1 protein-coding gene is annotated in these 1,073 nt (G+C 47.1%); it reads right to left on the bottom strand.

Going from position 1 to position 1,073, the window contains the following annotated elements; translation table 11 throughout:
* Nucleotides 1-236: 236 nt before the first annotated feature.
* Complete coding sequence (locus tag B157_RS0114040) at nt 237-788, bottom strand: DUF4256 domain-containing protein (RefSeq protein ID WP_020603945.1); 552 nt, start codon at nt 786-788, stop codon at nt 237-239.
* Between the last annotated feature and the right edge of the window lie 285 nt (nt 789-1,073).

Raw genomic sequence — 1,073 nt, 5'->3', positions numbered from 1 at the left:
TTACGGACCAGGAGGTAAGCATACAGCAACAGAAGCTGCCGTTAGGCCGTAGTTACAAAGAAGTGTTTATGAAGCGCTTCCGGTTTGGCCAGTAGATTCCCGATGGCAGCGGTTCCTATTGCTCACTAATTTCTTGCCCTACGAGCAGGATAAAAGGATCCCTCGCCTGGCCCGACACTGTTCAGAAAAACCTCCGGTTGATTATTGGACAAGACATCTAGCTTCCTGTACGACGCTCAAACCCGTAGCGAGCCACGGAACCCTCTGCCACCATAATACGATTCTGCGCCGTTATGATACACAAACACACGGCCGAAGCGGAAATCAGCAAAGATGGCCCCACCAAGGTTTCTAACTACTTCCGGTGTTTTCAGCCAACTTGATGTTTTCGTGTCAAAATTTCCCAGGGTCTGCAATGCCTGATATTGTTCTTCTGTCAACAGGTCAATGCCTATCTCAGCCGCCATTTCAACTGCGCTGTTTTCCGGTTTATTGGCTTTCCTTGACTCCAGCGCTTCATGATCATAACAGATACTTCGGCGGCCTTTCGGACTTTCGGCGGCACAATCGTAAAAAATGTATTCGCCTGTCTTTTTATCGTAACTAACAATATCCGGTTCACCACCCGTTCGTTCCATCTGATCGAGTGACCATAGCTTCGCTTCATTCGCTTCCAGCTTTGCCTGTAGATCAGCCCAGATAAGACCTTTATGGCGGTTCCTGTTTTTTTTAAACCGGGCCTTCAATAAGCCCAGAAGTTCTTCCTGTTCTTGGGTGGAGAGTTCCATTTTTAAGCTGTTTATTTATGAATTAACGGCAACGATTCTTCGATCGACGGGTCTGAAATACCACGATATCACTGTCAGGACCAGTAAGAGCAACGACGGAAAGTTCATTTATAGAACTACCTGAAACGATACGGGATATGGTTGCTCCCGACATGGTAAAGAAAAAGCCGGCATAAGCCCATTCCTTTACTAGAGTTGGTGTAAGTTGATTATGAGAGGGTTAGATTCCAAAGGCCCGCACAGACGCCTAACAGTCTGTCTAACACCGCAGTTACTTTCAGCCGA

The organism is Spirosoma spitsbergense DSM 19989 (genome assembly GCF_000374085.1).
In the GTDB taxonomy this organism is placed as follows: domain Bacteria; phylum Bacteroidota; class Bacteroidia; order Cytophagales; family Spirosomataceae; genus Spirosoma; species Spirosoma spitsbergense.
The sequence above is the reverse complement of the archived record's forward strand: the minus strand, read 5'-3'. Positions and strand labels throughout refer to the sequence as shown.

Coding starts and splice junctions, on each gene's coding strand:
- B157_RS0114040 (WP_020603945.1), bottom strand. CDS start 788: ATGGAACTCTCCACCCAAGAACAGGAAGAACTTCTGGGCTTATTGAAG.